We start from the raw sequence: 26,123 nt of genomic DNA on the forward strand, positions 1-26,123 counted from the left end.
GTATTCTCGTGATTCGAATCGAACTGCCGATCCTGGTTGAGCGACTCAACCCGCTGTGCCGCCACATGATGGAAGAGGCGGCGGCGCTGTGCATTCAGCATCAGGGCGCGGAGATCCGCATTGAGCACCTGCTGCTGAAAATGCTGGAGACGCCGTTGTGCGACGTGCGCCAGATCCTCAAACGCGCCGGGATGGAGGCCGACGAACTGGCGGCTCTGCTGCAACCGAATGCCGCGGACAAAGGGTTTGAGTCGGGCTATCCCTCGTTTTCGCCGCTGCTGGTGGAGTGGTTGCAGGACAGCTGGCTGCTGGCTTCGGCTGAACTCCAGCACGCCCGTCTGCGCAGCGGCGTGCTGCTGCTGGTGCTGTTGATGACTCCGACGCGCTATCTGTCGGCCACGGTGACCCGCCAACTGGCGCAGATTAACCGTGAACTGCTGCGTCAGCAGTTTGACGAATGGGTGAAAGACTCGGCGGAAACCGAGGTGATTGCCGCCGCCGGCGCGACGCCGGATCAGGCGGCCGCAGCCACCACCCAGCTGTCCCGCTATACCCAGAATGTCACCGAGTCCGCCCGTCAGGGCAAGTTAGACCCGGTGCTGTGCCGCGATCATGAAATCGACCTGATGATCGACATTCTGTCCCGTCGCCGTAAAAACAACCCGATCGTGGTCGGCGAGGCCGGGGTGGGTAAGAGCGCGCTGATTGAAGGACTGGCGCTGCGCATCGTCGCCGGGCTGGTGCCGGAGCGGCTGCGCGACGTGGAACTGCTGACGCTGGATTTGGGCGCGATGCAGGCCGGCGCCTCGGTGAAAGGCGAATTCGAGAAACGCTTCAAAGGGGTGATGCAGGAAGTCAAAGAGGCGCCGAAACCGGTGATCCTGTTCATCGACGAGGCCCACACCTTAATCGGCGCCGGCAATCAGGCCGGCGGGCTGGACGTGTCCAACCTGCTTAAACCGGCGCTGGCGCGCGGCGAACTGCGCACCATCGCCGCCACCACCTGGAGCGAATACAAGAAATACGTGGAAAAAGACGCCGCGCTGTCGCGTCGCTTCCAACTGGTGAAAGTGGGCGAGCCGAACGTTGACGAAGCCACGGTGATTCTGCGCGGGCTGCGCAGCATTTACGAACAATCGCACGGCGTGTTGATCGACGAAGAAGCCTTGCAGGCGGCGGCCAATCTGTCCGCCCGGTATATCTCGGGGCGTCAGCTGCCGGACAAAGCGATCGACGTACTGGATACCGCCTGCGCGCGCGTCGCCATCAACCTGACTACGCCGCCGCGCGCGGTCAGCCAGTTGCAGACCCGTTTGCATCAGCAGGCGCTGGAGATCGCCCAACTGGAGCGTCAGGGCCGCATCGGTCTTGGCGACACGGCGGAGCGGCTGGCGACGCTGCGTGACGCCAGCGAGGCGGACGCCGCGACGCTGGCGCAGCTGGAAGCCGACTGGCAGCGTCAAAAAACGCTGGTGCAGCAGATTGTCGCCCTGCGCACGGCGTTGCTGGCCGATGAACCGGCGGAAGATTTCGATGCCGCCGCCGCGGCCGCTGAACTGGCCGATAGCGAGCGGGCGCTGGCCGAACTGCAACAACCGTCGGTGCTGGTGTCCCCGCATGTGGATAAAACCCAGATAGCGTCGGTGATCGCCGAGTGGACCGGGGTGCCGTTGAACCGCATTTCCCAGGGCGAGCTCGACGTGGTTACCCGCCTGCCGGATTACCTCGGCGACAGCATCAAAGGGCAACAGCTGGCGATCGCCCAGTTGCACAAGCACCTGCTGACCGCCCGCGCCGACCTGCGCCGTCCCGGCCGACCGTTGGGCGCGTTTTTGCTGGTGGGGCCGAGCGGCGTGGGCAAGACCGAAACCGTGGTGCAGATTGCCGATCTGATGTTCGGCGGCCGTAATTATCTCACCACCATCAACATGTCCGAGTACCAGGAGAAACACACGGTTTCCCGCTTAATCGGTTCGCCGCCGGGGTATGTCGGCTTTGGCGAGGGCGGGGTGCTGACCGAGGCCATTCGCCAGAAACCCTATTCGGTGGTGCTGCTGGATGAAGTGGAAAAAGCCCACCCGGACGTGCTCAACCTGTTCTATCAGGCGTTCGACAAAGGCGAACTGGCGGACGGCGAAGGGCGGGTGATCGACTGCCGCAACGTGGTGTTCTTCCTGACCTCCAACCTGGGGTTCCAGACGATTGTCAATTTTGCGGATCGACAGAACGAACTGTTGGATGCGCTCTATCCGGAACTGGCGGCGTTCTTCAAACCGGCGTTGCTGGCGCGTATGGAAGTGATTCCTTATCTGCCGCTGGATCACGACACGCTGGTGGAGATCGTGCAGGGCAAACTGTCCCGTCTGGTGACGTTGCTGCAACAGCGCTTTGGCGCCGAGGTGTTGATCGACGCGGCGGTGCCGGAAGAGATTTTGCGTCTGGCGAACCGCAGCGAGAACGGCGCGCGCATGCTGGAGTCGGTGATCGACGGCGCGCTGTTGCCGCCGGTGTCGCTGCAATTGCTGCAACGCCTGTCGGCCGGACAGCCGGTCAGCCGCATTGATTTCCGGGTGGAAGACGGCCAGTTCCGGTCCGAGGTGGAGGGCTGAGCATGCAATCAGCCCTTGAACTGGCGTTCTCGCTGACCCGTCACCGGGATGAAGCCGGCCTGTGCGACTGGCTGATGAGCACGCTGCGTGCCGCATGGCAGCCGCAGGGCGCGCTGCTGGGGATGGTGGATGTCAGCGGGCGCCAGTTGATATGCAGCGGCTGGGTGCATCGCACGCCGCTGTCGCTGTCGCTCGGCGTGGACGATTTCAGTCATCCGCTGGCTTATGTATTGCTCAAGAATCAAACGCGCAGCTGGACGTCGTTGTACGGCGGCGCGCGCATCGAGCATGGCGGTTTTCGCCAGTTGCTGACCGACGCGGGCGCCGCCTGCGGGCTGTACGCCATGCCGTTGCAGGCGGACAGCGGTAAACCGCTGGCGGTGCTGGCGCTGCTGGATACGCCGGAGCGGCTAGAGACGCTGGGGCAGCATGGCGATTGCGCGCAGCTGGCGCAGGTGTTCTGTAGTCAACTGGCGTTGATCCGCGATCTGGGCCACAGCCGACGTGAACAGACCGCGCTGCGTGATTCGTTGCGCCAGATTAAAGACCAAGGCGCGCTGCGGCGCGAACGGGAAAAACGGGTGGCCGCCGGGCTGATTGGTCAGTCCGGCGCGGTGCGGCAATTGCACCAGCAGATTTGTCAGGCGGCCAGCCACCGGTTATCGGTGCTGGTTCACGGCGAAACCGGCGCCGGCAAAGACGTGGTGGCCCGGCTGTTGCACCAGTGTTCCGAGCGCGCCGAGCGCCCGTTCATCGCCATCAACTGCGCCGCTATTCCGGAAAACCTGATTGAAAGCGAGCTGTTCGGCTACGAGAAAGGCGCGTTTTCCGGCGCGCAGAGCAACAAGGTCGGGCTGGTGGCGCAAGCCAACGGCGGCACGCTGTTTTTGGATGAAGTGGGCGATATGCCGCCGCTGATGCAGGCCAAGCTGTTGCGGGTGTTGGAAACGCACAGTTTCCGGCCGCTGGGCGCCGGGCAGGAGCAACATTCCGATTTCCGGCTGATCGCCGCCACGCATCAACCGCTGGAGCAGCGGGTGGCCGAAGGCCAGTTCCGTCAGGATCTCTATCATCGCCTGTGCCAGTGTCTGGTGCAGGTAGCGCCGCTGCGCGATCGCCCGGATGACATCAGCCTGCTGTGCGAACACTTTATCGGGCTGTTCGCCCGCCAGCAGCAGAAACAGCTGGGGCCGCTGCATCGCACGTTTCTCAAGCAACTGGTGGGGTATGACTTCCCCGGCAATGTACGTGAGCTGAAGAACCTGCTGGAGGTGGCCTGCGCGCATACGCCGGCAGGCGAGCCGATTCGTCTGGAATCGTTGCCGCCGGAGTTGCACGAGCGGGTATGTAACGGAGCCGCCGCCGATAGCGACGCTTTCCACCATATTCAGGATCTGCGCCTCGCCACTCAGCAGTATGAAGCCGCGGTGATTGCGGCGCGTCTGCGCCAGTTTCAGGGCAACCGGCTGCTGGTGGCGGAGAGCCTGAATATTCCCAAACGAACCCTGGATCACAAGTGCCAGAAACTGGAGGTGAACTGATGATGCTGACGATGGTGCCGCTGCTGATGGCGGCAGTCGGCTCGCCCGATCCCGCCTGGCAATCACTGTGGGAACAGTGCCGCAATGAGACGTCGCCGCAGGTGCGTCTGGCCTGTTACGACGCGCTCGGACGCGAAACGGAACGCGCCGGCGCCTCGCCGCCCGCCCCGAATAATGGTGCGGTGGGGGAGAACGCGTTTCATCTCAACCGCGAGGCGACCAATGGCGACCTGACGCTGACGCGGACGCTGGCGGACGGCAACACGCTGGTGATCAGCTGCGCCAGCAGCATTACCCATTTGCGACTGACGCTCAGCCAGCCGTGGCCGGGCGACAACGTCACCTCCCAGCTTGACGGCGCCAGCGCGCCGGATAACTGGTTTGTGCGCAATCGCGGCACGTTGCTGGAATTTGGCCGCGGCCTGCCGGCGATCGACACGCTCAAACGCTGGGTCGGGCACCAGGAGCTGGTGCTGAATGGCGAGCAGGATCATGTGCTGCGCATCGATCTCACCGGGCTGGGCGAGGCGCTGGCGCCGCTGCGTCAGCAGTGCCGCTGGTAGAGGCGATGAGTATGCATGCACACCCCTGGTGTAAACGACTGCTGACGACCCTGCCCGACGAGGCGCTGCGGGCGGCGGTGGCGGCGGATGATCCGCTGTGGGAACAGGTGGAAACCGAGCTGGTTAAGCTGGGGTCGCTGGCGCACAGCCAGGTGGATCTCAACGCCGTCGCCGGTCAGTGCCTGACGCTGCTGGAGAGCCGCACCAAAGACATGCGCGTGCTGGTGCAACTGCTGCGCTGTTTACAGCACCCGGCCAAGGCCACCCCGTTCGCCACCGCCATCATGCTGCTCGACAGCTGGCTGGAGGCTTACTGGACGCTGGCGTTCCCCGCCAGTCCGGTACAAAAACAGAAGCTGATGGTGCAGATCATCCGCCGTTTTGAGGGCGTGCTGCCCCGCGTGGCGGAAAACGCCTCCGGAGCGGAGCTGAGCCAACTGCATCAACTGGCGGAACAACTGGCGGTACGCTGGAGCGGTTTGGCCGCCGACAAGGCTGACTTGACCGACGAACTGGCGGCGGCGCTTCAACGCGCCCGGCAACGTCATCAGGCGCAGGAGAAAGCCAATCAGGCGGCGGAGCCGGCGTCTGGCGCGCAGGGTGGAACGAGCGGGAGCGCCGCTGCCGCCAGCGGCGGTTCTGGCAGCGCCGCCGGGACCACCAGCGCGGCCGCGACGGTGGAAATCAACAGTTCGGATGACCGTAGCTGGAAGCAGACCCAGCTTAATGTGGCGGCGTTGCTGGTGGAGCGCCAGCCGGAAGCGCCGGTAGGCTATCGCCTGCGCCGCAACGCGGTCTGGGCTGGGATCACCACGCCGCCGACGACGGCTCGCGGTAATAAAACCCAACTGGCGCCGGTGTCGCCCGACCGGGTGGATGAATACCAGAGCGCGCTTGGGCAGGCTGACCTGGTGTTGTGGAACAAGATTGAACAGAGCCTGACGCTGGCGCCGTACTGGTTTGACGGCCACATGCTGTCGGCGACGGTGGCGACCCGGCTGGGGCATAGCGCCGTCGCCGGCGCCATCGCCGACGAACTGTCGGCGTTTCTCGCCCGGCTGCCGGAACTGCGCGAGCTGGCGTTCAGCGACGGTTCGCCGTTTCTGTCGGCCAAATGCGCCCAGTGGCTGCAATCCGCCCAGCCGGCACGCGGCGGCGGCGGTCAACGGCAGGACGATTTGGCGGCCGAGGCGGCGGCCTGCTGCGCCGAGCAAGGGTTAGGCGCGGCGCTGTCGCTGCTGGATGAGCGTATTCGGCGGTTGAAAGAGCCGCGCGAGCGTTTTTGCGCCGAACTGGTGCTGGCGGATTTGCTGGCGGAAGAGGGTATGAAAGCGCTGGCGGCACAACATTATCAGCACCTGTGGCAGGAAAGCGAGCGACTGGGCCTGATGCAGTGGGAACCGGGAATGGTCAGCCGACTGGAACGGCTGGGCGCGTCCCGCAGGAAATAAGACATTCGGAGTTGAATGGTCACTTATGTTGAAAATAATCATTACCTTTCTGCGGCAACAGCTGCCGAAACTGAAACCGTCCTGGCTGCTGCTGGGGGTGGTGGTATGGGTGGTGGCGCTGGTGCTGGCCTGGTGGCTGGGGCCGCGGCTGACCCTCGGCGACATGCGTCCGCTGCAAAGCGTGTGGGGCCGCGTGGTGTTCACGCTGGTCTGGCTGTGGCTAGGCTTTGCCTACAGTGCCTGGCGCGTCTGGCGCCGGGTGCAGCAATTGCGCGCGGAACGGCGTGAACAGCAGATTATCGAGCAGGACCCGCTGCAGGTGTACGTCGACAGCCAGCAAACCTTTCTGGATCGCTGGTTGCAGGCGTTTCAGACCCAGTTAGGCAAAAAAGCGCTGTATGCCATGCCCTGGTATCTGGCGATCGGCCTGTCCGGCAGCGGTAAAAGCAGCCTGATTCATCGCGCCAACCCGGCCAACAAGCTCAACCCGAAGCTGGATGCGGAATTGCGCGAAGTGGCCGGCGGCCAGCAGGTTAACAGCTGGGTTGGCGAGTCGGCGGTGATCTGGGATCCTAGCGGCCAACTGCTGGCCCAGCCGGAAGTCGGCGCGGAGCCGTCGGCCGGCCGCCATGCCCGTCTGTGGCAACACCTGTTGCAGTGGCTGAGCCTCAACCGTCGTCGCCAGCCGCTGAACGGGCTGGTGCTGACCATCGACCTGTCCTGGTTGTCGCAGGCCAGCGTGTCGGAGCGTAAGGCGTATGCGCAGGTGATGCGCGCTCGCCTGCAGGAAATCGCCGTCAATATCAATACCCGCCTGCCGCTGTACGTGGCGCTGACCCGTCTGGACATGCTGCGCGGCTTTGACGTGGTGTACCGCTCGCTGAACCGGGAAGCGCGTCAGGCGGTGCTGGGGGTGACGTTCACGCCGCAGGCCAGCCACGGCAAAGGCTGGCTGGAGGAGCTGGAGCGCTTCTGGGACGACTGGATCGCCAACCTCAACAATAACCTGCCGGAAATGCTGCTCACGCAGTCGGATCGCGGCGTGCGCAATACGCTGTTCACCTTCGTGCGCCAGCTGGCCGGGTTGAAGGATTACGTGACGGAAGTGCTGAACGAAACGCTGGCGACCGGCGACGACCGCGCATTTCTGGTGCGCGGTGTGTATGTCAGCTCGGTGTACCAGCAGGGCGTGCCGTTCGACGCCTTCGCCCAGTCGGCTTCCCGGCGTTATCAGTTGCCGGAGCCGATCAACGCCGCCATGCGCGGCGAGTCCAATACCTTCTTCGTGCAGAAGCTGTTCCCGGAGGTGATTTTCCCGGAAGCGAGTCTGGCGGGGGAAAACCGGCTGCACAGCCTGTATCGCCGTCGCCGTATGAGCATCGGCATTACCTGCATGGTGCTGTTCGGGCTGGCGATGATCGGCAGCTGGCACCATTTCTATCGGGTGAACGAGGAGGCCGGCCGTAACGTGCTGACCAAGGCGCAGGCGTTCATCGGCACCAACGAACTGGAAGGGCAGGCGGGGTACGGTTATCAGCAACTGCCGCGTCTGAACCTGATCCGCGACGCCACCCTGTCGTTCGGCAACTACCACGAACGCACGCCGATGCTGGCCGACCTTGGGCTGTATCAGGGCGATAAGATCGGCCCTTACGTGGAAGGCTCTTACCTGCAAATGCTCAACCAGCGTTTCCTGCCGGCGGTGATGCAGGGGCTGCTGGAAGACCTGAATCAGGCGCCGGCCGGCAGCGAGCAGAAACTCACTATTTTGCGGGTGATGCGGATGCTGGACGACGCCTCCGGACGCAACAAGACGCTGGTGGAGCAGTTCATGGCGCTGCGCTGGCAGAAGGCGTTTCCGGGGCAGGGCAAGGTGCAGGAACAGCTGATGCAGCATCTGGATTACGCGCTGGATCATACTGACTGGCACCAGTCCCGCGAGCAGAAGGATACGGTGGCGATCTCCACCTTCGCGCCGTTCGTCGACCCGATCGCCGGCGCCCAGCGCGAGCTGAGTAAGTTGCCGATGTACCAGCGCGTCTACCAGAGTCTGGTGATGAAGGCGACGCAGGTGCTGCCGCCGGATCTGGCGATTCGCGACGAGGTGCTGCCGCCGGATCTGGCGATTCGCGACGAGGTGGGGCCGACGTTCGATTCGGTCTTCACCCTGCGCAACGACAAGGCGGGCACGGTGCCGCGGCTGCTGACCTATCCCGGCTTCAGCGATTTCTACCTCAAGCAGGACAAAACGCTGCTGGACCTGACCGCGCTGGATGCCTGGGTGCTGGGCCAGCGTGAGCGCGCCCACCTGAGCGAGGCCGACCGCAAGGAAATTCTGCGTCAGGTGAACGACCGCTACATCACCGATTACATCAACCAGTGGCAAAAAGCGCTGGCGAATATCGACGTCCAGCCGCTGGAAAGCCCGGAACAGGCGCTGAATATCCTGACCGATATTACCGGCAACGACCAGCCGTTCCAGCGGGTGCTGACCACGGTGAGCGACAACACCCGCATCCGCAAGCTGGCGGATGACGAGAACGACACCGCACAGGGCATCAATACCCGCATCGGTCGCCCGTTCATGACCATTAACGCCGCGCTGAGCGGGCGGGGCGACCAGGGGCCGCTGGTGCAGGAGGTCAACCAGAAGCTGACCGATCTCTACCACTATCTGGATCAGATCGTGAACGCCACCGATCCGGGGCAGGCGGCGCTGAAAGCGGTACAGGCGCGTCAGGGCAACAAGTTCGCCGACCCGGTGTTCGCGTTGCAGCAGTATGCCCGCAGCCTGCCGGCGCCGCTGGACCGTTGGGTCGGCCAACTGGCGGGAGAAAGCGCCAGTCTGGTGACCGGGCTGGCGATGTCGTCGCTCAATCAGGAGTGGATGGACAAAGTGGTGACGCCGTTCAACGAGAAACTGGCGGATCGTTACCCGTTCAACCCGTCTTCCGACAAGGATGTGCCGTTGTCCGAGATGGAGCGCTTCTTCGCCGTGGGCGGTACGCTGGATAGCTTCTACCAGACCAACCTCAAGTCGATTATGGACAGCGGCATGCTGGAGGGCGAAGGCGCGTCGCCGTTGCAGACCGAACTGGTGAAACAGCTGGATCGCGCCACCCGTATCCGCCAGACGCTGTTCAATGCGCAGGGCAGCCTGGAAATACACTTTGTGGTGGAACCGGTGGAGCTGACCGCCAACAAGCGCCGCAGCGTACTGAATCTTGACGGACAGTTGCTGGAGTACAGCCACGGACGCCGGACCAAAACGCCGCTGGTGTGGCCGAACAGTATGCGCGACGGCGCCGAAAGCAAGCTGACGCTGGTGCCGGATGACCGCGAACGCTCGCCGCGCAGCCTGAGCTTCACCGGCCCGTGGGCGATGTTCCGCCTGCTGACCAACGGCCAGCTGACGCAGGTGAACGACAACACCTTCGACGTGCGTTTCTCGCTGGAACAAGGCGGCATGACCTATCGCGTTTATACCGACGCCAGCCACAACCCGTTCGCCGGTGGCCTGTTCAGCCAGTTCAAGCTGCCTGATTCTCTCTATTAACCCTGAGGGCGCATTCGCGATGCGAATGCGCCCGTAGCCGGATGATGTGATATGCAAGATGCACAACAGGCCCTGAAAGTGGGCCGCGATCCACGGATGCTGCCCGAGTACGAGGCGTTACGTGCGGAAATCAACAAGCTGAGCCATGCCTCCCGCCCGGATGTGGACTGGATGCGGGTGCACGATATGGCGACCGCCATCTTCGAGAAGCAGGGCGTCGACCTGCAAACCGCCATCTATTTCACCCTGGCGCGCTCGCGTCTGGCCGGGTTGAACGGCTTTACCGAGGGCTGTGAATTTCTCGCCAACCTGATCGTGACTCAGTGGGAAAACTTCTGGCCGCCGGTGCATCAGGAGCGGGCGCGTATCGAAATTCTGGACTGGTTTATCGCCCGCATCAGCGAGGTGATTCGCCAGTACGCCATCAGCCATGAACACAAACGGCTGGTCTACCGCTGCGAACGCGCGCTGCAACTGATGAGCGAGAAGCTGCACAACTCCGGCCTGAGCCGCATTCCCCGGGTGGAGAACCTGCTGCACTTTATCGAAGGCTACACCCATCTGTTTGACGAAACCGAGATTGTGATTGTCTCTGACGATCAAACACTGAAAAAACAGCAGGATATGCAGATTCCGCCGATGGTGTTCTTCCAGTCCGATATGGAACCGGGCGGGATGGCGTCCGCGGCGGCGGCAGCCCAGCCGGCGCTGCCGTCGGGCAGTATTCTGGTCGGGCGGGAGAAAGGGCAGATGAAACCGACGGTATTGAAGATTGAGGCGCACCGTAAGCAGAAACCGGCCTGGTTCTGGTTTGTCTGCGGCGTACTGACCTGTGCGTTGCCGGTGGCGGCGGTGAGCGGCTGGCAGTACTGGCAGGATCAGAAAACCGAGGCGCTGGCGCTATTGCAGCAGCCGGCCTACGCGCTGCCGGCCGCGCCGGATCACAATGACATCCGCCGGGTGCGCATCGTGCTGGGCGAACAGAAGCTACAAGGCATGGAAGGCGAGCTGATCAACCGTTATCAGGCGCAACTGGAGCAGGTGAAGAACGCCTCGCCGTTCTATCTGTTCCAGTATGGCGAAGGGCTGAAAGGCGTGATGCAGCAACTGTATCCGGACTCGCTGGCGGTCAAAGAGATGGACCGTCAGTGGCAGAAAGCCCTCGACCGCCAGCAGGGCGACAAACCGCCGCGCGTCAGCGGCTACGAACAGGCGCGCGCCGGGGTGGGCGACACCCTGCAACAGCTGCTGGATCTGGAAAAACAGCGTCGCACGGTGACCATTTCGTACCTGAAGTCCCAACTCTACGATATTCAGAAAGATTTGGCTTCCGATGTGCCGTTTGGCCTCCGTTTGCGCACGCTGGAGGCGCGCAAGGCCGCCCGCCAGTCGCTGACCCCGGCGGAGCTGCGCGCCATGGAAGATGAACTGCGTGCGTTCACTATCCGGCTGTACCGGTTGCAGCAAGGCGATAGCGGCAGTTAAGGCCGCTGGCCGGGCGGGATGCGCCGCCCGGCGGCGTCGCCGGATGTCACCAGGGGTAACGACGGTAACATGATGAGAAAAATACGATTATTGACGGCGCTGTCCGTATGCTTGCTGGCTGCCTGTCAGGCGCCGGTGTCGTCGCTGTCCGATGCGGACCTGCTGAAGTCGGCGGAAAGCGGCAACGGCGAAGCGCAGTACCGGCTGGCGAAGCAGCTGGCGTCCCGTTCGCACTACGGCGAAGCCATGCAGTGGATGCAAAAGGCGGCGGATCTGTCAGACCTGTCCGGACCGCAGGAAACCCGTGCGCTGGCGGCGTTGCAGGTGGGCGACTGGTATCAGGCCGGGCTGGGTGAACCGAAAAATACGCCGCTGGCGCGCCAGTGGTGGCAAAAAGCCTCGCGGCTGGGCAGCGGCGAGGCCGGCTATCGGCTGGGAACCGACTGTCAGGCGCAGCATCAGGGCAAACTGGTGGCGGCCTGTCTGGATGCGTTCGAACGCGCGGCGGACAATCAGTACGCACCGGCGCAGCTGGTGGTGGCGCAGTGGTACGCCGCCCATCCCGGCGCTGAAGAGGAGGCGACCGGGTGGCTAGAGAAGGCGGCGGATCTGGGCAACCGCGACGCGCAGTACCAGCTTGCCCAGCGCTATGAGCAAGGCAAAGGCGTGGCGAAACGGACCGACCTGGCCGAGCGCTGGTATTTCCGGGCGGCGCAAAGAGGGCAACCGCAGGCCCAGTTATGGATGGCGCGGCACGCCGACGGTAAAGACGCGCTCGACTGGTATCAAAAGGCGGCGAACAGCGGCGAAGCCGACGCGCAGCTGTGGCTGGCGCAGGCTTACCGTGACGGCAACAAGGGGCTGGCGAAGGACGACAAACAGGCGCATTACTGGCTGGAGCGCGCCTCCGGCAAAGGCAACGGCGAAGCCGATTACAAGCTGAGCCAGATGCAGGCGGACAACGCCAGGCGGGAGCACTATCTGGTGCTGGCGTCGTCGGCCGGCTATGTGCCGGCGCAGCGTGAACTGGGCGATTGGCTGCTTAAGCGTGGCGAGCTGGAACGAGCCCGCGAGGTGTTCACCAAGGCGGCGACGACCGGCGATACCGCATCCCGGCTGGCGTATGGCGAGATGCTGCGGCTGGGGCAGGGCGGAAAAGCCGATTATGTGGAAGCGATGAAACAGTATCGCTTCGCGGCGCATGACGGCAACCGTATGGCGCAGTATCGTATGGGGATGATGCGGCAGGATGGGCTGGGCGCATCCCGTAATCGTATTCACGCCTACGCCTGGTACTCGCTGGCGGCGACCGAAGGCATGGCGGAGGCGATTGCGGCCCGTAACGATCTGGAAGCCACCATGCAGCCGGATGAAATCAAGGCCGGGCAGAAACTGGCTATGCATTGGTCGACAGGCAAAGAGACGGATACACAGTGATGCGAAAATTAAAGGAAAGCGTATGAAACGGAACGGATATCTCGCCCTGCTGCTGGGCATGGCGGCGCTGTCGTCACAGGCGGAAGTAAAGCCGCCCTATCAGGTTGAGCAAGGTAAGGTGGTGTACCGGGTATCGGTGAATGCGGATCCGCAGGTGCTGGAGGGTGCAAAGCTGGACGATTTTCGGGTGCTGTTGCGGGAAAAACGGGTGGCGCTGGCGGTGTCGGGCCATCGTTACTACTGCAACCAGCAGCCTCTGCCGGATGGTTTCAAGCCAGAAAGCGCCAGACTGCGTTATGACTCGTTTCTGATTAGCAATGTCGGCTCATATGTCGGCTGCGAGCGCATGAAGCAGGATATAGATGCCGACAGTTTTCAGGCGCTGGATTTTCCGTTCTTCCGCGATCGCAACCATGTTTGGCTGCCTGACGGTGAGGAGCTGAATGGCGTGGATATCGCCAGTTTCAAAACGCTGGCCCGCAATCAGGCGTTCGACAAACAGAACTACTATTTCGTGGAGAATGAAACTAGCGTCGTGCCCTATCAAAAACAGGCGCCGAGCGCGGGTAGCTGTTTTGGCTGGGCCACCATTGACGGTAATCTTTACTACCGCGGCGAGCAGCGCGCCGATGGCGATGCCGCCAGTTTCCGCTGTCTGACGTTCAGCGCCGCGCTGGACAAAAACGGCTTCTATATCTTCGGGCGGCCGTATCAGGGTCTTCCGGCCGGGGTGAAAGCGGCGGATATTCGTATGCTGCCGAATAATGAAAAACTGGCGACCGACGGCGAACATGTCTGGTTTCTGGGGGTAGAGCCGGTGCAACTGGCCGGACTGAGCCTGCGCGACGTCCGGGTGGTGCCGGACGCCAACGGCTATACCATCAGCGACGGCAAAACCCGCTGGCTGTGCGGCTCCGGCAAGGTCAACGGTCGCCCGCTGTGCCGCAAAGGATAAGCGGCGTAGTAGACGCTGCCGTACGGTAGACATGTGGTGAAAACAGGCCCTGTCCTGATACGGCAGGGCGGTATTACCCGCCGCGCCAGATGCTCACCCCGCCGTCTGGGCGCGAATCATTCCGATATAGATGTCCCGCAGCTGGCGCGCCAGCGGGCCGGGCCGCCCATCGCCAATCGTCACGCCGTCAATCTCTACCACCGGCCAGACAAAGGTGGTGGCGGAGCTGATAAAGGCTTCTTTGGCGGCGAGCGCTTCCTGCGGGGTAAACGCCCGTTCTTCCACCGTCAGCTGATGATCGGCGGCGAGTTGCAGCAGCGCCTTGCGGGTAATGCCATGCAGGATGTCGTTGCTCAGCGGGCGGGTGATCAAATGGTTATCGGCATCGACGATAAAGCAGTTGCTGGAACTGCCCTCGGTAATCAGGCCGTTTTCCACCAGCCAGGCGTCATCGGCGCCTTTGGCGTGCGCCCACTCCTTCGCCATGCAGGCCATCAGCAGGCTGACGGTCTTGATGTCGCGCCGGTGCCAGCGCAGATCCGGACAGGTGATGACGCGAATGCCTTTTTCCGCGCAGGGATGGTGGATCACCGGGCGGGACTGGGTGAACAGCACCAGCGTCGGCGCGGCGTCGCTGGGGAAGGCGAAATCACGGTCGCCGGTGCTGCCCCGGCTGAGTTGCAGGTAAATGCCGCCTTCCTCCAGCCGGTTTTGCTCGATAAGCGCCAGATGAATTTCCCGCAACGCTTCCTGGCTAACCGGCAGACGCAGGTTCAGCTCGCGGCAGGAGCGCGCCAGCCGCGCCATGTGGCCGTCATATTCCGCCAGCCGGCCGTTGACCACCGCGGTGACTTCATACACCGCGTCGGCAAACAGAAATCCGCGATCGAACACCGAAATCGTCGCTTGTTCCTCGGGCAGATAGCGCCCGTTAACGTAAAGGACACGTGACATTATGCAACTCCCGTTAAACAAGGGCGGGGGTGGCCCCACAATCCCTCTTCAGATAAATACAGCTGGCTGCCGCGCCATTCCAGCCCACCGACCCGGTCGTCCGCCAGCAGCAACGGCCCGTCGAGGTCGACGATCTCCGCGCCTTGCGCTATCAGCGTGGCCGGCGCCATCGACAGCGAGGTGCTGACCATGCAACCCACCATGACTTTCAGCCCCTGCGCCTGCGCCGCCTGACGTAATAACAGCGCTTCGGTCAGCCCGCCGGTTTTATCCAGCTTGATGTTGACCATGTCGTAGCGCGCCGCCAGCCCCGGCAACGACCGGCGGTCATGACAGGACTCGTCGGCGCACAGCGGAATCGGGCGCGGCAGCGCGGCCAGCGCCTCGTCGTCGCGGGCGGGCAGCGGCTGTTCAATCAGGCTGACGCCAAGGCGCTGCAACGCCGGCACCAGTTTCAGGTACAAATCGACGTTCCAGCCTTCGTTAGCGTCGACGATCAGCCGCGCTTGCGGCGCCCACTGTCGCACCGCCGCCACCCGCTCGATGTCATGTTCGTCCGCCAGTTTCAGCTTCAGTAACGGACGGTGCGCGTTGCGTTGCGCCGCCTGCGCCATCCGTTCCGGGGTATCCAGCGACAGCGTGAACGCGCTGACCACCGGTTCCGGGCGCGGCAGCCCGGCCAGTTGCCACACCGGTTTGGCCTGTCGCTGGCTGTCGAGGTCCCACAGCGCGCAGTCCAGCGCATTACGTGCGGCGCCGGGCGGCAACAGGGTTTGCAATGTCGACCGGTCGAGGCCGCGTCGCACCGCGTCCCGCAGCGTCAGCAACTGAGCTTCCACGCCGCTAATGTTTTCGCCGTAGCGGGCATAAGGCACGCTTTCGCCGTGCCCTTCGCAGCGCCCGTCGCGCACCGTTACCTTGATGACATCGGCGTGGGTTTTACTGCCGCGCGAAACGGTGAAGGTTTCTTTTAACGCCCAGCGTTCATGGGTGACGATCAATTCCGCCATGATGCGGTCCTCACAGTTGGTCGACGATACGGCCCACGCCCTGACGGAACGGATCGACTACCGGCAAACCCAGTTGCTGTTCCAGTGTCGTCATGTAGGCCAGCGCGTCCGCTTCGTCCAGGTGCGCGCTGTTGATGGAAACCCCGACGAAGCGGGCGTGCGGGTTGGTCAGTCTTGCCATCGCCAGATTGAGGTCGATACAGGCTTGCAGATCCGGCAGCGGATAGTCCACGCCGCGCATGCGGGTGCGGGTGGGTTCGTGACACAGCACCAGCGCGTCCGGCTGTGCGCCGTGGATAATACCGGTGGTGACGCCGGCGAACGAAGGGTGGAACAGCGACCCCTGACCTTCGATCACGTCCCAGTGGTCGGCGTCGTTATCGGGGGCGAGGGTTTCCACCGCGCCGGCGATAAAGTCGGACACCACCGCGTCAATGCTGACGCCGGCGCCGGAAATCAGAATGCCGGTCTGGCCGGTGGCGCGAAAGGTGGCCTTGCCGCCGCGTTCCAGCAGCGCTTTTTCAATCGCCAGCGCGGTGTACATCTTGCCGCAGGAGCAGTCGGTGCCGACCGGCAGCAAGCGTTTACCGCTGCGTTTACGCCCGCTGGCCACCGGGAAGCTCTGGGTCGGGTGACGCACGTCGAACAGCGAGCGCCCCAGCCGGGCGGCCAATTCGCTGATTTCCGGCACATCCGCCAGTTTGTTGTGCAGACCGGCGGCCAGATCCATGCCGCACTCCAGCGCCTGACGCAGCACCGCGACCCAGGCGTCGGAAATGATGCCGCCGCGGTTCGCCACGCCGATCACCAGCGTCTGCGCGCCCGCCGCGCGGGCGGCGGGGATATCCATATCCGGCAGGCCGCAGTCCGCCCGGCACCCCGCCATGCGGTACTGGCCGACGCAGTACTCCGGATGCCACTGTTTGATGCCGATCGCCACTTTGGCGGCCAACTGGTCGTGGGCATCGCCAAGAAACAGCAAATAAGGTTTTTTAATATTCATCACCGACTCCATTATTGAAATAAAAAACGCAGGGCAAAGGGCCGCCGTCTCACCGGTAGGTAAGGTAAATAGAAAATTAGAATCAATAAGATAATGCGTACATCAGCGCTTTTCTGGATACGTTGTGGTGTCCGGAAAATAATGCTGACAGGTCAGGTTTTTCGATATTATCAAGTAGTGTTATGTTGTCAATAACGACAAAAAATAAGATTTATATTCTGGATGTGATGGTTTTTATTCGTTCGCGATGTCTTCTATTAGGTGTTTTTTAATATAAAAGTCTGTTATTTTTTTAAAAACGAATATCAGGCCGATTTTTATAAAAATAAAGGCGAGTAAAAATTAATAGGGTTATTTTAGTGCGATGCTCGCGTTATTTTGGTGCTGTTGCACATTACTGGGTCGGCCGCATTGTATTTCCACGAGGAATGTTAAATTACCTCAAAAGACTATTCATCATCACGTTAATAAAAAGCACGGATAACGCGCAAGGTGAGGATTGATTTTACCCTGGACAAACAGGGTGCACTAAAATGGATCGAACATTGGCGCACTCGGCAGCGTAATATTGAGCATCAGGAGGACGCAGATGCCGGTACGATAGCGGGCTTTTTTACAGAACTGAGCGTTTTGTCACAGATTTATTATAGTCTGTCCCCAATGTGGCAACAGGTTAAGGATGTATGCTGCATGTTGAGAGATCACATTTTATCTGGCGGAATACCCCGTTGCGCCTTTTAGGACAGCGGGAGACGGTGGAATGGCAATAGTGGGACACCGTCTGAAATATCAGGTAGCATGTCTATATAGAGTTGTCGTCTTATTGAGAACGCATATGTCAAATAATAATAATTCTCTGTTCAGTGCTCTGCGTTTCCTTCGTTCTTTGCCATTTCATACTTCTCCCGGTATTACCATGATGGCGTTTCTGGCCGTCTGTAGCCTGATTTTTGTGACCACAAGTATTTGGAATTTTCTGGATTCCTATCAGCGTATGTTGGTGGATGCGGAGAAAAACGTGACTAACCTGTCCGTGGCGATGTCACGTCAGGCGGAAGATACGTTTGTGCCGATTGAAGTGGCGATCGACGACATGCTGCGGGAGTTGTCGCAAACCGGCATGCTGGATTCCACGCGAGTGAAAAACGTTCTCGATACCCATCGCGCGGTGCTGCCGCAACTGGTGGGTTTCTACCTGTTTGACGAAAAGGGAAACCTGATTTCCTCTACCGGCAATGGGCCGCTCTATATTTATAATGCCGGCCGGCGGGAATATTTTACCTGGCTCAGAGACAATAATACCACGTCGTTGTTTATCGGTAAGGTTAACGTCAGTACGATAACCCGCAGACGTATTATTCCGGTGGCTAAACGAATAAATGGACCGAATGGCGAATTCAAGGGCGTTTTCCTTGCCACTATCGACCATAATTATTTCGGTAATTTCTACAGTTATTTCAGCCTGGATTATGACGGCGTGCTGTCATTGATGAATGCGGATGGCCATGCCATTTATCTTTACCCCAATCGCGAACAATATATTAATAGCAATTTCGCTGACGGCGGCCTGTTTGAAAAGTCCCGGCTGGAACAGGGTAGCGGTAACGGTATCTGGCGCACCACGCTGGATAACCGGGTTCGTATTGTCGGCTACGTTAAACTGAAACGCTATCCGCTGGTGGTGGCGGCCAGTCTGGACAGAGGCGCGCTGCAGACGCGCTGGCTGACGGAAAACATTTCGGCCATGCTGCTCAACATCATGGTGCTGTTCGCCATGTTTGTTCTCGGCGGCTTCGTTCTGAAACAGATCCGCTTAACAGTGAAAAATAAAGAGGCGATCAGCCGCCTGCATCAGGAGGAAAGCGACAAGAACAAAGTGCTGCAAAAACTGGCGCTGGTTGACCCGCTCACCAAACTGGCCAATCGCCGACGTTTCGATCTTTATCTGGAGCAGTCGCTGACCCGCGCCCGCGAAGAGGGCGGGCTCCTGTCGCTGATCATGCTGGATGTGGATTTCTTCAAACGTTACAACGATACCTACGGCCATGTGTTGGGCGACCGCTGTCTGACCCAACTGGGCGGCGTGTTGAACGGGCTGCTTTTGCCTGACGGCGCTCTGGCCGCTCGTTATGGCGGCGAAGAGTTCGCGATTATTTTGCCGGGAATGAACGGTGAACAGGCGGCGGTGTACGGTGAGCGAGTGGTGGAAAGTGTACGCAGATGTGCGATACAGCATCAGGCCTCGCTGTTGCCCCGTCTGGTGGTGACGGTGAGCGTGGGGGTGTATTCGCACTCCAGCGACAACCCCTGCGATATTCAGCGCCTGAAAGAAGGGGCCGATCAGGCGTTGTATCTGGCGAAGAAAAAAGGCCGTGACCGCTGCGTGCGGTTATAGGCACGGCTGGCAATGCGCCCGCCCATTGCCAGCCATGTAATTGCCCAGACACGTAATTGCCCAGACACGAATGTGCGACACCGCCGGGTTTTCCCTGTCATGCCCCGCTGCTGCGCCGGACGGCAGCGCTGAAATATTTGATTAGAAAAAATTGCTTTACCCTACCTTACCTTTCTCTATTAATAAGAACTATTATCATTCTTTATCTGATTTGTATCCCTGTGACGGCGCGTCCGGGCTGGCGTCTGGAGCGGGTCTGGAACTAAAAGTGCGTGTCGCCCTGTCTGTCTGAGGAGTATCCATCCATGTTTGTTCCGTTGCTCATCATGTTCCGTGAAGGCCTGGAGGCGGCGCTGATCGTCAGCCTGATTGCCAGCTACCTGAAGCGTACCCAACGCGAACAGTGGTTGGGGGCGGTTTGGGCGGGGGTGGCGTTGGCGCTGGTGCTATGTCTGGCGCTCGGGGTGTTCATCAACGCCACCACCGGTGAGTTTCCGCAAAAACAGCAGGAGCTGTTTGAAGGGATAGTCGCGGTGATCGCGGTGATCATCCTGACCTATATGGTGTTCTGGATGCGCAAGGTATCTCGCTCGGTTCGGGTGCATCTGGAAGGCGCCATCGATCAGGCGCTGAGCGCCAGTTCGCGTCAGGGGTGGGCGCTGGTGGCGATGGTCTTCTTCGCCGTGGCGCGCGAAGGGCTGGAGTCGGTGTTCTTTCTGCTGGCCGCTTTCCAGCAGGATGTCGGCATTTACGCGCCGATCGGCGCCGTGCTGGGGCTGCTGTGCGCCGTTGTGGTCGGGGTGATGATCTACTGGGGCGGGGTGAAACTGCATCTGGCGCGGTTCTTCAAATGGAGCAGCCTGTTCATTCTGTTTGTCGCCGCTGGTCTGGCCGCCGGAGCTATCCGCGCGTTTCACGAAGCGGGACTGTGGAACCAATTTCAGCAAATCGCGTTCGATTTCAGCGCCACGCTGTCGACCCATACCCTGTTCGGCACGTTGCTGGAAGGGATGTTCGGCTATCAGGAAACCCCGACGGTCAGCGAAGTGGTGGTCTATTTCCTGTATCTGATCCCGGCGCTGGCGTTCTTTTTCCTGCCGCAGCGCATGGAGCCGGCCACGGCTTCGGCGCCGCGTAAGCATCACCATTAATCGCTGTAACTATTAGTAACTATCACCATTAACAATTAATGTAAAAAGGGATAATTCTATGTCTACACCATTCTTCCGCCGTACGGCGCTGTGCGTCGCTCTGCTGGCTTTACCGGCGTTCAGCGCGCTGGCCGCGGATGTCCCGCAGGTTAAGATTACCGTGAACGACAAACAGTGCGAACCGATGCAAGTCACGGTGGCGGCCGGCAAAACGCAGTTTGTGGTCACCAACGCCAGTCAGAAAAACCTGGAATGGGAAATCCTCAAAGGGGTGATGGTGGTGGAAGAGCGTGAGAATATCGCGCCGGGCTTTACCCAGAAAATGACCGCCAACCTGGAACCGGGCGAATACGATATGACCTGCGGCCTGCTCAGCAACCCGAAAGGTAAACTGGTGGTGACCGCCGGCGGCGATGCCGCCGCCGCGAAAACCAACGTGCTGGACCTGGTAGGGCCGATCGCCGAATACAAGGTTTACGTGACCAAAGAAGTGGAAGGGCTGGTACAGCAGACCAAACTGTTCACCGCCGCTATCAAGGCCGGCAAGCTGGATGAAGCGCGTAAACTCTATGCACCGACCCGTCAGCACTACGAGCGTATCGAGCCGATTGCCGAGCTGTTCTCCGATCTGGACGGCAGCATCGACGCCCGTGAAGACGACTACGAGAAGAAAGCCGACGACCCGAAATTCACCGGTTTCCACCGACTGGAGAAAGCACTGTTCGCCGACCGTTCCACCAAAGGTATGGAGCAGTACGCGGATCAGCTGTACGCCGATACCCAGGAGCTGCAAAAACGTATCGCCAGCCTGACCTTCCTGCCGAGTAAAGTGGTGGGCGGCGCGGCCGGGCTGATTGAAGAAGTGGCGGCGACCAAGATCAGCGGCGAGGAAGATCGTTACAGCCGCACCGACCTGTGGGATTTCCAGGCCAACGTTGACGGCGCGCAGAAGATCGTCAACCTGCTGCGCCCATTGCTGGAGAAAGCCGATAAACCGCTGCTGACCAAAATCGACGCCAACTTCAAAACGGTTGATGGCGTGCTGGCGAAGTACAGAACCAAAGACGGGTTTGAATCTTACGAGAAGCTGAGCGACGCCGATCGCACCGCGCTGAAAGGGCCGATCACCACGCTGGCGGAAGACCTGGCGCAGCTGCGCGGCGTGCTCGGTTTGGATTGAGGCGAGCGATCATGAGCCATACCACTGGCCCGCAGGACGGGCCGCATTCCTCCCAAGCTTCCGCGTGTCCGGCACAGCCGGACATCGCTTCGCCCTCACGCCGCCGGCTGTTGCAGGGGCTGGGCATGATGGGCGGCGCGCTGGCGCTCGGCGCCGACCGGCTGGCGCAGGCGGAGGACAAACCGCAGGCGCCGCAGGATGAACGCTGGGAAAAACAGCCGTTCTACGGTCCGCATCAGGCCGGTATCGTCACGCCGCAACAGGCGGCGATGATGCTGGTGGCGTTCGATGTGCTGGCGACCAGCAAGCCGGACCTGACCCGGTTGTTCCAGTTGCTGACTCAGCGTGTCGCATTTCTGACGCAGGGCGGCAAGGTGCCGGATGTCGACCCGCGTCTGCCGCCGCTGGATTCCGGCATCATGGGGCCGGAAATCTATCCGGATAACCTTACCATCACCGTGTCGGTCGGCGCGTCGCTGTTTGACGAACGGTTTGGTTTGCAGGCGCTCAAGCCGCTGAAGCTGCAACGCATGACCCGTTTTCCCAACGACTCGCTGGACGCCAGTCTGTGTCACGGCGACCTGTTGTTGCAGATTTGCGCCAACACCAACGAGACGGTGCTGCACGCGCTGCGCGACATCATCAAGCAGACGCCGGACCTGCTCAGCGTACGCTGGAAGCGGGAAGGGTTTATTTCCGCGCACGCGGCGCGCAGCAAAGGCCGGCAAACCCCCGTCAATCTGCTGGGTTTCAAAGACGGTACCGCTAACCCCAATACCGGCGATCATACGCTGATGGACCAGATCCTGTGGGTCGGCGCGGCGTCCAGCGAGCCGGCCTGGGCGGTGGGCGGCAGCTATCAGGCGGCACGCATCATCCGTTTTCATGTTGAATTCTGGGACCGCACGCCGCTCAGGGAGCAGCAGACCATTTTCGGCCGGGACAAACACAGCGGCGCGCCGCTGGGCATGGCCCATGAGCATGACGAACCGGACTACGGTCAGGACCCGGAAGGCAAAGTGATTCCGCTGGACGCGCATATTCGCCTCGCCAATCCACGCACCCCGGAAACCCGCGCCAACCTGATGCTGCGCCGTGGCTACAGCTACTCGCTGGGGGTGTCTAACTCCGGCCAGTTGGATATGGGGCTGCTGTTCGTCTGCTATCAGGCCGACCTGGAAAAAGGTTTTCTGACGGTGCAAAAACGGCTCGACGGCGAACCGCTGGAGGAGTACATCAAGCCAATCGGCGGAGGGTATTTCTTCGTGCTGCCGGGGGTGAAAAGCGCCGACGACTGGCTGGCGAGCGGGTTGCTGACGGCGTAAGCCGCGCCGGGTTACCAACCGGGTTAATCGCTGAAAACAGGAGCGTCATCATGCTGGAATTACGGCCCAACTGTGAATGTTGCGACGCCGATCTGCCGCCGGATTCATTGCTGGCGCGGATTTGTTCGTTTGAGTGCACCTTCTGCGCGGATTGCGCGGAGGATAAACTGAGCGGTCGCTGCCCTAACTGCGGCGGCGAACTGGTCCGTCGGCCGATCCGGCCGGCGGAGAAACTGGTCAATAACCCGGCGTCGACCCGGCGGGTGCTGGCCCGGTAACGCTTTTCTTTCTACCGCTGTTTTCTCTACCCCGGTTTTTCTTGCCAGGCTGATGCAAAACGCCCGTCGAACAGAAGGTCGACGGGCGTGCTCAGCTGTTCATTGGTTCAGCTTCAGCTAGTCATTAATGCGCGGATGCTGGGCAACCAGCAGTTGGCGTTTCGCTTCCAGCTCGGCGATTTGCTGCGTGATATCCTCGATTTTATGTTCGATATTGTCGTGGTGCTCCTGCAAAATTTCCTTCGCTTCCGACAGGTCGGAGGCGGCCGGCGTGGCGCCCTTCAGCGGCTTGTTGGCCGTTTCTTTCATGAACAGGCCGGTCAACAGGCCGATAACGGCGATCACCATCAGGTAGTACGCCGGCATATATAGGTTCTGACTGCTTTCCACCAGCCAGGCGGTGACGGTGGGCGTCAGGCCGGCGATCAACACCGAGATATTGAAAGCGCTGGCCAGCGCGCTATAGCGAATGTGCGTCGGGAACAGCGCGGGCAGGGTTGACGCCATCACGCCGGTAAAAGCGTTCAGGATCACCGCCAGCATCAGCAGCCCAAGAAAAATCAGGCCGATAATGTCGCTGTTGATCAGCATAAAGCTCGGCACCGCCAGGAAAAACATGGCGACGCTGCCGATAACCACGAATGGTTTGCGGCCAAAGCGGTCGCTGAGCAGGCCCATCACCGGCTGCACGAACAGCATGCCGATCATGATGGCGATGATGATCAATACGCCATGGTTTTCCGAGTAATGCAGGCTGTGCGACAGGTAGCTTGGCATGTAGGTCAGCAGCATGTAATAGGTCACGTTGGTGGCGATCACCAGCCCGATGCATACCAGCAGGCTTTTCCAGTGGTGGGTGGCGATTTCCCGAAAAGAGACGCCCGGTCCGGCTTTCAGCCCGTCGCGATCGTTCTGCTCCAGTTTCTCCACGTGTTGCCGAAACGCGGGGGTTTCTTCCAGCGCGTGGCGCAGGTACAGGCCGATGAGGCCGAGCGGCAGCGCCAGGAAGAACGGCAGGCGCCAGCCCCATTCCAGAAACGCCTGTTCGCCGATAAGGGTGGAAATCAGCACCACCACGCCGGCGCCCAGCACAAACCCGGCGATGGAGCCGAAATCCAGCCAACTGCCCATGAAACCGCGTTTGCGGTCGGGAGAATATTCCGCCACGAAGATCGACGCGCCGGTGTATTCGCCGCCGACGGAGAACCCCTGCGCCATTTTTGCCAGCAGCAGCAGGATCGGCGCCCAGATGCCGATGCGTTCGTACGACGGTATCAGCCCGATGCTGAAGGTGCTGATGGACATGATGATAATGGTAATGGCGAGGATTTTCTGGCGGCCGTATTTGTCGCCCAGTGCGCCGAAAAACACGCCGCCCAGCGGGCGGATCAGAAACGGCACCGAGAAGGTCGCCAGCGCGGCGATCATCTGTACGCCGGGATCGGCGCCGGGGAAGAACACCTGGCCCAGCGCATAGGCGACGAAGCCGTAGACGCCAAAATCGAACCACTCCATGGCGTTGCCGAGCGCGGCGGCGGTAATGGCTTTGCGCAGACGGCCGTCATCAATGATGGTGACATCGTCCAGCGCGATAGGTTTTACACGTTTTCTCTTCAATTTCATAAAGTGACTAACCTTTTATTCTCGTGACATGAAAAGGGAGGTGAAGCGTGGGGGAAAAACACCGTCTTGCCGGGTATGACGTCAGGTGCTATCGGGTAGTGTGGTGAGGGTGTGGCGGACAGCAGCCCGCAAAACGTATTCACGTCGGCGCGCCGGCAACATGGCGCAACACCGTCTCATTCTTCCCCTTGAGCATCTCTGCCGGGCCGGGGCATCAAAATGATGCAGGCTCGGCGTGATCGCGTACTACGGCCTGTTGCGATGCTGAACGAGCAGGCCGTTGTCAATACACATTGTTGTTAATAATATCACAATTTTTTAATTTATAAAAATAATGGTGATTGTTTGTCATTTTATGTGGATTTAAATATCGATTATTTGGCTTTTTACTGGTGTTTTATGCTGGTTCTGAGTGGGTTTTTCTGGTGGCTGAAATGGGGGGATAACCACGGACTTAACTGGAAAAGCAAAGGTGAGCCGTCGTGTTTGATATCAATAAAGGTAGGCGAAACGTTACGCAGAGGTTGTAAACGATGGATGCCTGCTGTGGGCGAGGAGCCGAAGTAGGCGGCTATAAGATGACTAGTAAGACAATGGCGATGCACTATAGGTAATCATCACGGCGATTACGTTCATATCCCCTGCGTCCTCTTACCGCCTGTTCATTGTTGAGCGCAATATAGCGCTCAAATCGGTCACTAAGCTGCGCAAGTTTCAGTGGCAACTCTTTGGTGACAAAGGCTTCCGGGATCTCAAAATCATCCAGATGCCCTGCTAGAAATTGATGCACTTTTTCCAATACGCCTAATAGTGTAATGTTGTTACTTTGCTGCTTCTCCAATAACGGTCCCTGCCAGGTGTGCCAGAATGCTTGCTGACGAAGACAATTCTTATTGCCCGCCAACTGCCAGAGTTCCATAAACATTTCCCGAGCAATCCAGAACGGCTCAACATCGAACGCGTCGATAAGAAAGTAGTAACACGGGATTTTAAGCGCGTTGATTCGGGCGATCTCAATTTCAGGATCACGACGCAAATCAATTAGGTTACTGAAGCGGGAGCGCATACAGGCAATGGGATTTAACACCCTGATCTTTTCGCTCATTTCCGGGATACCTGGGCCGGTTGCTTCCACATAAAACGGGGTGGTATGGAGGTAAAGTTTATCCCCCAGAAAATCAGAGCGGTCAAAGCCTCCGGGCCGATCGATAATATCTACCACATTTGGCTCGTCAGGTGCATTCGGCACAGCAAACAAACGATCATCATCCCGCTTAATATCATGCGTGTCCTTATCGATAAGCATGAACTGAGCTAGGGATGGTGGCTGGCCGTCTTTGTTCTCCCACGTATTTACATTGAGTGTTTTAGCTATGGCCGCAATGTCGTCTTTCCGGGCGCTGTAGTCGCAGTCAACAGAAGTAGTGAGACGCTCATCAGGCAACCTATCGCCGTATCGAGCATGGTAATAGGATATCCAGTATCGCACGGCCTGGCCGCCAACTGTGATCACCGCATGTTTGAACTGATCGGCGTTGCAGATCAACTGCTGATTTAGCAGATACACCTGCTCATCAGGGGGGATAACGTTTTGAACAGACATAAAA

18 protein-coding genes are annotated in these 26,123 nt (G+C 60.3%); 13 read left to right on the forward strand and 5 right to left on the reverse strand.

Going from position 1 to position 26,123, the window contains the following annotated elements:
• Positions 1 to 8: 8 nt before the first annotated feature.
• The 8 genes from tssH to DDA898_RS06985 all read left to right on the forward strand — a co-directional run bounded on the left by tssH (position 9) and on the right by DDA898_RS06985 (position 13,597).
• Positions 9 to 2,609 carry a type VI secretion system ATPase TssH gene (gene tssH / locus DDA898_RS06950; RefSeq protein WP_038910671.1) on the forward strand — a complete coding sequence of 867 codons (2,601 nt, stop codon included), beginning with the start codon at positions 9 to 11 and terminating at the stop codon, positions 2,607 to 2,609.
• Between the two features lie 2 nt (positions 2,610 to 2,611).
• Positions 2,612 to 4,150: a sigma-54 interaction domain-containing protein gene (locus DDA898_RS06955; RefSeq protein ID WP_038910672.1), complete on the forward strand. Its 1,539-nt coding sequence runs from the start codon at positions 2,612 to 2,614 to the stop codon at positions 4,148 to 4,150.
• On the forward strand, positions 4,150 to 4,713 hold the full coding sequence (vasI, locus tag DDA898_RS06960) for a type VI secretion system-associated protein VasI (protein WP_038910673.1): 564 nt from the start codon (positions 4,150 to 4,152) through the stop codon (positions 4,711 to 4,713). The genes DDA898_RS06955 and vasI overlap by 1 nt, the downstream gene beginning before the upstream one ends.
• Positions 4,714 to 4,724: 11 nt before the next feature.
• Positions 4,725 to 6,164 (forward strand): type VI secretion system protein TssA, encoded by a 1,440-nt coding sequence (gene tssA / locus DDA898_RS06965; RefSeq protein WP_038910674.1) that lies wholly within the window; start codon positions 4,725 to 4,727, stop codon positions 6,162 to 6,164.
• A 25-nt stretch (positions 6,165 to 6,189) separates the two neighbouring features.
• Positions 6,190 to 9,720: a type VI secretion system membrane subunit TssM gene (tssM, locus tag DDA898_RS06970; RefSeq protein ID WP_038910675.1), complete on the forward strand. Its 3,531-nt coding sequence runs from the start codon at positions 6,190 to 6,192 to the stop codon at positions 9,718 to 9,720.
• Between the two features lie 51 nt (positions 9,721 to 9,771).
• The gene (locus DDA898_RS06975; RefSeq protein WP_038910676.1) at positions 9,772 to 11,205 is read left to right on the forward strand and encodes a VasL domain-containing protein; all 1,434 of its coding nucleotides are present in this window, start codon (positions 9,772 to 9,774) and stop codon (positions 11,203 to 11,205) included.
• 69 nt (positions 11,206 to 11,274) lie between these two features.
• The gene (locus DDA898_RS06980; RefSeq protein ID WP_038912467.1) at positions 11,275 to 12,642 is read left to right on the forward strand and encodes a tetratricopeptide repeat protein; all 1,368 of its coding nucleotides are present in this window, start codon (positions 11,275 to 11,277) and stop codon (positions 12,640 to 12,642) included.
• A gap of 22 nt (positions 12,643 to 12,664) precedes the next feature.
• Positions 12,665 to 13,597, forward strand: coding sequence for a DKNYY domain-containing protein (locus tag DDA898_RS06985; protein ID WP_038910677.1), 933 nt, complete (start codon positions 12,665 to 12,667; stop codon positions 13,595 to 13,597).
• A gap of 93 nt (positions 13,598 to 13,690) precedes the next feature.
• On the opposite strand, the gene DDA898_RS06990 is transcribed toward DDA898_RS06985, so the two are convergent.
• The 3 genes from DDA898_RS06990 to dgcN are packed head-to-tail and all read right to left on the reverse strand — an operon-like array spanning position 13,691 to position 16,564.
• Positions 13,691 to 14,551: a D-amino-acid transaminase gene (locus DDA898_RS06990; RefSeq protein WP_038910679.1), complete on the reverse strand. Its 861-nt coding sequence runs from the start codon at positions 14,549 to 14,551 to the stop codon at positions 13,691 to 13,693.
• The gene (gene dgcA / locus DDA898_RS06995; RefSeq protein WP_038910680.1) at positions 14,551 to 15,561 is read right to left on the reverse strand and encodes an N-acetyl-D-Glu racemase DgcA; all 1,011 of its coding nucleotides are present in this window, start codon (positions 15,559 to 15,561) and stop codon (positions 14,551 to 14,553) included. Before dgcA ends, DDA898_RS06990 begins: the two co-directional genes overlap by 1 nt.
• A 10-nt stretch (positions 15,562 to 15,571) precedes the next feature.
• Positions 15,572 to 16,564, reverse strand: a complete 993-nt coding sequence (dgcN, locus tag DDA898_RS07000) for an N-acetyltransferase DgcN (RefSeq protein ID WP_038910681.1) — start codon at positions 16,562 to 16,564, stop codon at positions 15,572 to 15,574.
• A gap of 835 nt (positions 16,565 to 17,399) precedes the next feature.
• Here dgcN and DDA898_RS07005 point away from each other — a divergent pair.
• The 5 genes from DDA898_RS07005 (at position 17,400) to DDA898_RS07025 (ending at position 22,893) form a co-directional block, all read left to right on the forward strand.
• Entirely contained in the window at positions 17,400 to 18,959 is a 1,560-nt protein-coding gene (locus DDA898_RS07005) for a sensor domain-containing diguanylate cyclase (RefSeq protein ID WP_038900731.1), read from the forward strand.
• Positions 18,960 to 19,264: 305 nt separating this feature from the next.
• Positions 19,265 to 20,110 carry an iron uptake transporter permease EfeU gene (efeU, locus tag DDA898_RS07010; RefSeq protein ID WP_038900732.1) on the forward strand — a complete coding sequence of 282 codons (846 nt, stop codon included), beginning with the start codon at positions 19,265 to 19,267 and terminating at the stop codon, positions 20,108 to 20,110.
• A 58-nt stretch (positions 20,111 to 20,168) separates the two neighbouring features.
• Positions 20,169 to 21,290 (forward strand): iron uptake system protein EfeO, encoded by a 1,122-nt coding sequence (gene efeO, locus DDA898_RS07015; RefSeq protein ID WP_038910682.1) that lies wholly within the window; start codon positions 20,169 to 20,171, stop codon positions 21,288 to 21,290.
• 11 nt (positions 21,291 to 21,301) lie between these two features.
• On the forward strand, positions 21,302 to 22,615 hold the full coding sequence (efeB, locus tag DDA898_RS07020) for an iron uptake transporter deferrochelatase/peroxidase subunit (RefSeq protein ID WP_038910683.1): 1,314 nt from the start codon (positions 21,302 to 21,304) through the stop codon (positions 22,613 to 22,615).
• Positions 22,616 to 22,665: 50 nt separating this feature from the next.
• Entirely contained in the window at positions 22,666 to 22,893 is a 228-nt protein-coding gene (locus DDA898_RS07025; protein ID WP_013317164.1) for a DUF1272 domain-containing protein, read from the forward strand.
• A gap of 117 nt (positions 22,894 to 23,010) precedes the next feature.
• Here DDA898_RS07025 and proP read toward each other — a convergent pair whose 3' ends face one another.
• Together proP and DDA898_RS07035 are read right to left on the reverse strand one after the other, a co-directional pair.
• Complete coding sequence (gene proP, locus DDA898_RS07030) at positions 23,011 to 24,516, reverse strand: glycine betaine/L-proline transporter ProP (protein WP_038910684.1); 1,506 nt, start codon at positions 24,514 to 24,516, stop codon at positions 23,011 to 23,013.
• A 604-nt stretch (positions 24,517 to 25,120) separates the two neighbouring features.
• Positions 25,121 to 26,119, reverse strand: a complete 999-nt coding sequence (locus DDA898_RS07035; protein ID WP_050570218.1) for a hypothetical protein — start codon at positions 26,117 to 26,119, stop codon at positions 25,121 to 25,123.
• Between the last annotated feature and the right edge of the window lie 4 nt (positions 26,120 to 26,123).

The sequence above is a fragment of the Dickeya dadantii NCPPB 898 genome (assembly GCF_000406145.1).
GTDB classification, from domain to species: Bacteria; Pseudomonadota; Gammaproteobacteria; order Enterobacterales; family Enterobacteriaceae; genus Dickeya; species Dickeya dadantii.

Bases quoted from the DNA above. Each gene is read 5' to 3' on its own strand.
- DDA898_RS06955 (WP_038910672.1), top strand. From the start codon at position 2,612: ATGCAATCAGCCCTTGAACTGGCGTTCTCGCTGACCCGTCACCGGGAT.
- vasI (WP_038910673.1), top strand. From the start codon at position 4,150: ATGATGCTGACGATGGTGCCGCTGCTGATGGCGGCAGTCGGCTCGCCC.
- tssA (WP_038910674.1), top strand. From the start codon at position 4,725: ATGCATGCACACCCCTGGTGTAAACGACTGCTGACGACCCTGCCCGAC.
- tssM (WP_038910675.1), top strand. From the start codon at position 6,190: ATGTTGAAAATAATCATTACCTTTCTGCGGCAACAGCTGCCGAAACTG.
- DDA898_RS06975 (WP_038910676.1), top strand. From the start codon at position 9,772: ATGCAAGATGCACAACAGGCCCTGAAAGTGGGCCGCGATCCACGGATG.
- DDA898_RS06980 (WP_038912467.1), top strand. From the start codon at position 11,275: ATGATGAGAAAAATACGATTATTGACGGCGCTGTCCGTATGCTTGCTG.
- DDA898_RS06985 (WP_038910677.1), top strand. From the start codon at position 12,665: ATGAAACGGAACGGATATCTCGCCCTGCTGCTGGGCATGGCGGCGCTG.
- DDA898_RS06990 (WP_038910679.1), bottom strand. From the start codon at position 14,551: ATGTCACGTGTCCTTTACGTTAACGGGCGCTATCTGCCCGAGGAACAA.
- dgcA (WP_038910680.1), bottom strand. From the start codon at position 15,561: ATGGCGGAATTGATCGTCACCCATGAACGCTGGGCGTTAAAAGAAACC.
- dgcN (WP_038910681.1), bottom strand. From the start codon at position 16,564: ATGAATATTAAAAAACCTTATTTGCTGTTTCTTGGCGATGCCCACGAC.
- DDA898_RS07005 (WP_038900731.1), top strand. From the start codon at position 17,400: ATGTCAAATAATAATAATTCTCTGTTCAGTGCTCTGCGTTTCCTTCGT.
- efeU (WP_038900732.1), top strand. From the start codon at position 19,265: ATGTTTGTTCCGTTGCTCATCATGTTCCGTGAAGGCCTGGAGGCGGCG.
- efeO (WP_038910682.1), top strand. From the start codon at position 20,169: ATGTCTACACCATTCTTCCGCCGTACGGCGCTGTGCGTCGCTCTGCTG.
- efeB (WP_038910683.1), top strand. From the start codon at position 21,302: ATGAGCCATACCACTGGCCCGCAGGACGGGCCGCATTCCTCCCAAGCT.
- DDA898_RS07025 (WP_013317164.1), top strand. From the start codon at position 22,666: ATGCTGGAATTACGGCCCAACTGTGAATGTTGCGACGCCGATCTGCCG.
- proP (WP_038910684.1), bottom strand. From the start codon at position 24,516: ATGAAATTGAAGAGAAAACGTGTAAAACCTATCGCGCTGGACGATGTC.
- DDA898_RS07035 (WP_050570218.1), bottom strand. From the start codon at position 26,119: ATGTCTGTTCAAAACGTTATCCCCCCTGATGAGCAGGTGTATCTGCTA.